A 6,000-nucleotide genomic window follows, 5' to 3' on the forward strand; every position below is an offset into this window, starting at 1 on the left:
CTTGCATGACCTTGACTGCCATCGAAAACCACGACCAGGCGCGCAATAGTCGGAGTGCCAGGGCTACCGAGGGGAGTGCCGACCACCTCTGCCCACCCGAGTACGCCAACGAGCTCGGCCATGGGCTTGCTACTCGCTTCGACCTCCACCACATCTGCGACGAGGCCACGGTCAGTACCGTAAATTACGAGGCCATCGGCCAGCTTGTGGTATCGCGCTGACATCGCCTCGCGGCTCAACGGGGCCAGACCGTGCGCGATGGCGTACTCGCCGAACACCGCAGCCGCGCCCTTGGCGCGGTGCACCAGATATTGAGTGGCCAGCGTCCGATGCAAGAACGTCGCGCCCGCGACGCCGACGATATCGCGTCCGTGGCGCGCGCGGTGCCCTTGCAGTTCAAGTCTGGCGACTCCACGTTCCGCCAAGACCCACGAAGTACCACCTATGGCGTTTGCACGCGCAAGAATGAGTCCGGCCTTGGCAGCGACTCGCAAAAGCCGCTGGGCAAGCTGCTGTCCATAACGAGCTGCCCCGAACAATGCCATGGCCACCTCATGCGGACGTAGGTGACTGTACTGCGACAAAAGCACTAGCAGACTGTCAAGACGCCGCTGGTGGACGGTCTGAGTGCTGAGCCTTGGCACGTGTGGGTCGCTTTGACGCGCGGGGACATAGCCTGGCTTGCGCTGAGGCATTGGCGAGCGCTGTGGTGCGCTCTGCGGGTGTAGTCGCGGCTCGTCACGTAAGAGGCCGAGCGCCTGAAGCGCGGGGGTCAAGATGCGATTGTTCATGTTCGGTGTAGCGAGCGCCATCCTGTCGCCCTATCCGGACCGCTGTCTTCCCGGCGAGATATCGCCCCGAGACAGCGAGGCAGGACCGACGCGCTCTTTGGTCGCTAGGGCGACACGCACGCCTGCCACGGCTGGACGCCCTGGCTCCCGCTGAACAACCGCGCCGCTCGTCCTCTCAGCACGTTGTGCTGCGCGGTCGGCCACCCCGCTCACCAGACGACCGCGCGTACCGCCCGCTCTCGCACTGCCGTGCGCTGATGACCCGGGTGGCCGACCGCTGCGCGTCCGACGGCGCTCTTCGGCACGACTACGCCGTGTCCTGCGCGCTCACCGTACGCCGCTGGGGCGGCGCCGGGCCTTGGACCGGCCCTAAACGGCGAGCTTGCCCCGGCAGCGTGGCGACCTGGTGGGCCAGGTGCGCCGTGCTGGGCTGCGGCTGGACGCCTGGCCCCGCCGTCCGTTGGCGGCGGCCCCACCCCCTCGGTGGGATTGCTTCGCAATCCCACCTCGCACCCATGACTCCCGGACTTCCTTCCACCACCGCGCCAGCCCTCTACACCGAGGACTACCGAGGTTTCTTTTTTCTTTATTGGCCCTTCGGGCCAGGGCCGCCATAGGCGGCCCATATGGACGGGAGGTGAGGGGGGAGCTTTAGGCAAAACATCCCCCTACCCATGCCAAGGCATCGGTGAGCGTGGTTTGCCTTGCTTTTGGACGGCGGAGCCGGTCATCGCATCAGGCACCGAGGTCGCGTGAGTACGCCTCGGCACAGCCAGACTCTGGACACACTGCACATGTCCCCGCCTTGCACCTCTGGCTGTACCACCCAGTGCCGCATCCTCAGGCTCCCGCTTGATGCGCGTTCTATGTGAGTCGCGGGGTGTTTGAGCCCTCTCCCCTCACAGACCCGTATAGGAACGCGTTTATATTTCCGGGCCAAAGGCCCAAGAGGATGAGAGAGCACGCTGAAAATGATGGGGTCCTCTGTGCTGCGATGTTGCACATTTCAATGCGTGTTCTTCATTTTTGTGCAACGCCTTGTCGTGTAAGCTGTTGCTCTAGAAGGAATCGTGTTGCTGATGGCCACTCTCTATATTTCTCATAATCCTTTGGTCGTTGGTTCAAGTCCAACACGGCCTACCAAAAAAGCCTGCTACAATGCGAGGCTTCGCGGCTGTAGCTCAGCTGGATAGAGTACTTGGCTACGAACCAAGGGGTCGTGGGTTCGATTCCTGCCAGCCGCACCAAACTAAAAACCCGCAGCCAAAAGCTGCGGGTTTTTTCTTTTTCTGCGGAGTTCGACCATCATGAGCAAGGCATTCACCCGTGAATCCGACGCCGGCGACGATGAGGACGATGTGCCAGAGACGCCAGCACCGGGTGGCAAGAACTACCTCACCCGAACTGGCTACGACCGTCTGCGTGCCGAATTGTTCACGCTGATCGACGAGGAACGTCCACGGATTGTGGACGTGGTGCACTGGGCCGCAAGCAACGGCGATCGTTCGGAAAACGGCGACTACCTCTATGGCAAGAAGCGCCTGCGCGAAATTGACCGGCGCATCCGTTTCCTCACCCGTCGGCTCGAAATCGCCGAAGTCGTTGACAGCTCTCTGCACCATGGCAGCGATCAGGTGTTCTTCGGCGCCACGGTCCACTATGTCGACGCGGTGGGGCAGGAGGCGACGGTCGTCATTCTTGGCGTGGATGAAGCGGACAGCGCGCAGGGTCAGATCAGTTGGGTTTCGCCGGTGGCCAGGGCGTTGCTCAAGGCCCGCGTGGGCGACGTGGTTCGCGTCGTGGTGCCAGGCGGTGAGCAGGAACTCGAAATCCTCTCCGTGAACTATCCTGCGCCCGAGTTCCGTACCTGATAGGGCGTGATCAAGGCTTGAAGCGCTGCGCCTTGATCACCGAGGCCGTGCGCTTGAGGCTGCGCAGCACGTCGGCCAGGTGCTGGCGGTCACGCACCGCCACGGTGAAGCGGATGTCGGTGGCGGTCTGGGCCGGCTCGTCCCCCATGTCGACGTGGGTGATGTCGGCTTCGGCGGCGGCAATGGCCGAGGCGACGCGTGCCAGCACGCCCTTGCCATTGGCCACCGTCACGACCAGCGCTGTTTCGAACGAGCGAACGGGTTCGTCGGCCCACTCCACTTCCAGGAAACGCTCGCTGTCTCGCAGCAGCAGGCGCTTGCCGGTGGGGCAATCTTCGGCGTGCACCACCAGGCCTTCACCACGGCCCAGGTAGCCCACGATGCGGTCGCCCGGAATGGGTTTGCAGCAAGGCGCGTATTGCACGGACATGCCTTCACTGCCGTCGAGCGTGACCACGCCTTGCGAAACCGATTCATCACGACCACTGGCGTACCGCTCGGTGCTGATGAGCAGGGCATCGGGCTTGAGGCCGGTTTCGGCCAGCAGCACCGCCAGTTTCTTGGCCACCATGCTGGCGATTCGCTTGCCCATGCCGATGTCCGAGAGCAGCTCTGCACGTGACTTGCTGCCCGTGAAGCGCAGCAATTTTTCCCAGGTGGCACTGTGGGGGCCGTCCTCCGCTGGAAGGCTGGAGAGGCCTTCCGAGCGCAATGCCTGACTGAGCATGCGTTCACCCAGATCGTGCGACTTGTCCTGCGCCAGGGTCTTGAGGTAGTGGCGGATCTTGGAGCGCGCCCGCCCGGTCTTCACGAAAGACAGCCAGGACGGGTTGGGCTCAGCGTTGTCTGCGGTGATGATTTCCACCACGTCGCCATTGGTCAGCTCGGTTCGCAGTGGACGCTGCTCACCATTGATGCGGGCCGACACGGTGTGATCGCCGACATCGCTGTGAATCGCGTAGGCAAAATCCATCACCGTGGCACCGCGCGGCAGCGCCATGATTTTGCTCTTGGGCGTGAACACGTAGACCGCGTCGGGGAACAGGTCGATCTTGATGTGGTCCCAGAATTCGGAGGCGTCTCGCGTTTCCTGCTGAATGTCCAGCAGCGACTGAAGCCACTGCGTGCCCAGCCGCTGTGACATGTCACTGCCGGGCTCGCTGGCTTTGTAGAGCCAGTGGGCAGCCACGCCGGACTCGGCCACCACGTCCATGGCGTGGGTGCGCAACTGGAACTCGATGTTGGTGCCAAATGGGCCGATCAGCGTGGTGTGCAGGGACTGGTAACCGTTCACCTTGGGAATGGCCACGTAATCGCGGAACTTGCCCGGCAAGGGCTTGTACAGCTGGTGCAGCACGCCCAGGCCGGTGTAGCAGTCGGTCAATTCAGGCACGACGATGCGGAATCCGTAGATGTCGGTCACCTGGGAAAACGACAGGTGCTTGGTGTCCATCTTCCGGTACACCGAGTAGAGCGTCTTTTCTCGACCCAGGATGCGCACGGCCATGCCGTGCTGCCCAAACTCGGTCTCCACCTCACGCTGAACGCGCGCAATTAGGTCCCGTCGCCGGTTGCGCGACTTGTTCAGGGCCTTGGAGAGCACCTCGTAGCGCCAGGGATGCAGGAAGCGGAACGCCAGGTCTTGCAGTTCCCGGTAGGTGAAGTTCAGACCCAGGCGGTGAGCAATGGGTGCATAGATCTCCAGGGTCTCGCTGCTGATGCGCTGCCACTTCGAGCGCGGCATGTCGCCCATGGTGCGCATGTTGTGGGTGCGATCGGCCAGTTTGATCAGAATGACCCGCACGTCCTTGGCCATGGCCAGCAGCATCTTGCGGAAGGACTCGGCCTGGTTCTGCTCGCGGGTGTCGAACTCCAGCTTCTCCAGTTTGGTCAGGCCGTCCACCAGTTCGGCCACGGGCGCGCCAAAGCGCCGCACCAGTTCCTCCTTGGTCACGCCGCAGTCTTCTATGGCGTCGTGCATCAGGGCCGCCATCAAGGCCTGCGCATCCAGCTTCCATTCGGCGCATTGGGCCGCCACCGCAATCGGGTGGGTGATGTAAGGGTCGCCGTTCTTGCGCAGTTGCCCCAGGTGGGCTTCATCGGCAAAACGGTAGGCTTGCCGGATGCTTTCGATCTCGGCCGCACCCAGGTATTCCAGCTTGCCGAGCAGCGCAGCAAAGCTCGCCGCCGCAGCGCTGGCGGCCGGATTCGCCTGGTCAACAGGAGGAGAAAGTGTGCCGTTGTCGGCCGTGGACATCATCCCGGTACTTTAGCGCGAGACATCAACTCGCGCCGCAGAGGGTTTCCGGACGAAAAAAAACACCGCAGAGCGGTGTTTTTCAGGCATCGGGCGGGTGCTCTGGCGAATCAGAGGGGAACCTTCTTGAGCATCTCCAGGCCGACCTTGCCGTCTGCGATCTCGCGCAGTGCAGTCACGCCCGGCTTGTTCTTGCTCTCGATCTTGGGGGCGTGCCCCTGGCTGAGCATGCGTGCACGGTAGGTGGCCGCCAGCACAAGCTGAAAGCGGTTGGGGATCTTTTCCAGACAGTCTTCGACGGTGATGCGGGCCATGGGCGTGCTCCGGGGAATGGGCGAGAAATCAGAGGATGTTGAGCGCTTTGAAGGTGTCGCCTCGGGCGATACGCTGAGCGGAAAACTTGAGCCGCTGGGCATGGACGATGGCCTTGAGGTCAAACAAGGCCCGCTCGAACAACTCGTTGATTATAACGAAGTCGAATTCCCGGGCGTGGGCCATCTCGGTGGCGGCGTTCACCAGGCGCAGTTCGATCACGTCTGCACTGTCCTCCGCTCGGCGCTCCAGCCTGGCGCGCAGTTCCTCCAGGCTGGGTGGCAGGATGAAGATCAGCACCGCGTTGGGAAAGATCCGCTTGACCTGGATCGCGCCCTGGAAGTCGATCTCCAGCACCACGTCTGCACCCTGGTTCATGCGCTGCTCGATGGCCTGCTTGGAAGTGCCGTACCGGTTGCCATGCACCATGGCCCACTCCAGGAAAGCGCCCTGGATGACCATCTGATCGAAGGTTTCCTTGCTGACAAAGTAGTACTCGCGGCCATGCAACTCCTGCCCTCGGGGTGGACGGGTGGTGTGCGAGACCGAAGGGACCACGCGGGAGTCGAGCTCCATCAGTGCCTTGACCAGGCTGGATTTGCCGGCCCCGCTCGGGGCCGCGACGACAAAAAGGTTTCCGGGGTATTCCATCAAGAGGCAGGAAGTTGGGTTTCGCCGCCGGGCCGCCCCAGGGCGAAACGCGCCCCCATGGGGGGCGGCGACCCGCGCAGCGGTGGAGCGTGGGGTTTGTATTTCACTCTATGTTCTG

Annotated in this window: 6 protein-coding genes and 1 tRNA gene; 4 read left to right on the plus strand and 3 right to left on the minus strand. The window is 62.8% G+C overall.

Annotation, left to right across the window (positions count from 1 at the left end):
- Window positions 1-5: 5 nt before the first annotated feature.
- The 4 genes from AB7F11_RS08290 (at window position 6) to greB (ending at window position 2,662) form a co-directional block, all read left to right on the plus strand.
- Window positions 6-221, plus strand: a complete 216-nt coding sequence (locus tag AB7F11_RS08290) for a hypothetical protein (protein ID WP_428300732.1) — start codon at window positions 6-8, stop codon at window positions 219-221.
- Between the two features lie 108 nt (window positions 222-329).
- On the plus strand, window positions 330-566 hold the full coding sequence (locus AB7F11_RS08295; RefSeq protein WP_428300733.1) for a hypothetical protein: 237 nt from the start codon (window positions 330-332) through the stop codon (window positions 564-566).
- Window positions 567-1,961: 1,395 nt separating this feature from the next.
- Window positions 1,962-2,038, plus strand: a tRNA-Arg gene (locus AB7F11_RS08300).
- Window positions 2,039-2,098: 60 nt separating this feature from the next.
- Window positions 2,099-2,662 carry a transcription elongation factor GreB gene (gene greB, locus AB7F11_RS08305; protein WP_428299866.1) on the plus strand — a complete coding sequence of 188 codons (564 nt, stop codon included), beginning with the start codon at window positions 2,099-2,101 and terminating at the stop codon, window positions 2,660-2,662.
- Window positions 2,663-2,672: 10 nt separating this feature from the next.
- Here the strand turns inward: greB and AB7F11_RS08310 are convergent, their stop codons facing one another.
- The 3 genes from AB7F11_RS08310 to gmk form a co-directional block, all read right to left on the minus strand.
- Entirely contained in the window at window positions 2,673-4,922 is a 2,250-nt protein-coding gene (locus tag AB7F11_RS08310; RefSeq protein ID WP_428291770.1) for a RelA/SpoT family protein, read from the minus strand.
- 107 nt (window positions 4,923-5,029) lie between these two features.
- Window positions 5,030-5,233 carry a DNA-directed RNA polymerase subunit omega gene (gene rpoZ / locus AB7F11_RS08315; protein ID WP_066268010.1) on the minus strand — a complete coding sequence of 68 codons (204 nt, stop codon included), beginning with the start codon at window positions 5,231-5,233 and terminating at the stop codon, window positions 5,030-5,032.
- Window positions 5,234-5,261: 28 nt separating this feature from the next.
- Complete coding sequence (gene gmk, locus AB7F11_RS08320) at window positions 5,262-5,882, minus strand: guanylate kinase (protein ID WP_428291771.1); 621 nt, start codon at window positions 5,880-5,882, stop codon at window positions 5,262-5,264.
- Window positions 5,883-6,000: the final 118 nt, after the last annotated feature.

It is taken from the genome of Hydrogenophaga sp. (assembly GCF_050250835.1).
Taxonomy (GTDB): Bacteria; Pseudomonadota; Gammaproteobacteria; order Burkholderiales; family Burkholderiaceae_C; genus Hydrogenophaga.

Bases quoted from the DNA above. Each gene is read 5' to 3' on its own strand.
- AB7F11_RS08290 (WP_428300732.1), top strand. From the start codon at position 6: ATGACCTTGACTGCCATCGAAAACCACGACCAGGCGCGCAATAGTCGG.
- AB7F11_RS08295 (WP_428300733.1), top strand. From the start codon at position 330: ATGCAAGAACGTCGCGCCCGCGACGCCGACGATATCGCGTCCGTGGCG.
- greB (WP_428299866.1), top strand. From the start codon at position 2,099: ATGAGCAAGGCATTCACCCGTGAATCCGACGCCGGCGACGATGAGGAC.
- AB7F11_RS08310 (WP_428291770.1), bottom strand. From the start codon at position 4,922: ATGATGTCCACGGCCGACAACGGCACACTTTCTCCTCCTGTTGACCAG.
- rpoZ (WP_066268010.1), bottom strand. From the start codon at position 5,233: ATGGCCCGCATCACCGTCGAAGACTGTCTGGAAAAGATCCCCAACCGC.
- gmk (WP_428291771.1), bottom strand. From the start codon at position 5,882: ATGGAATACCCCGGAAACCTTTTTGTCGTCGCGGCCCCGAGCGGGGCC.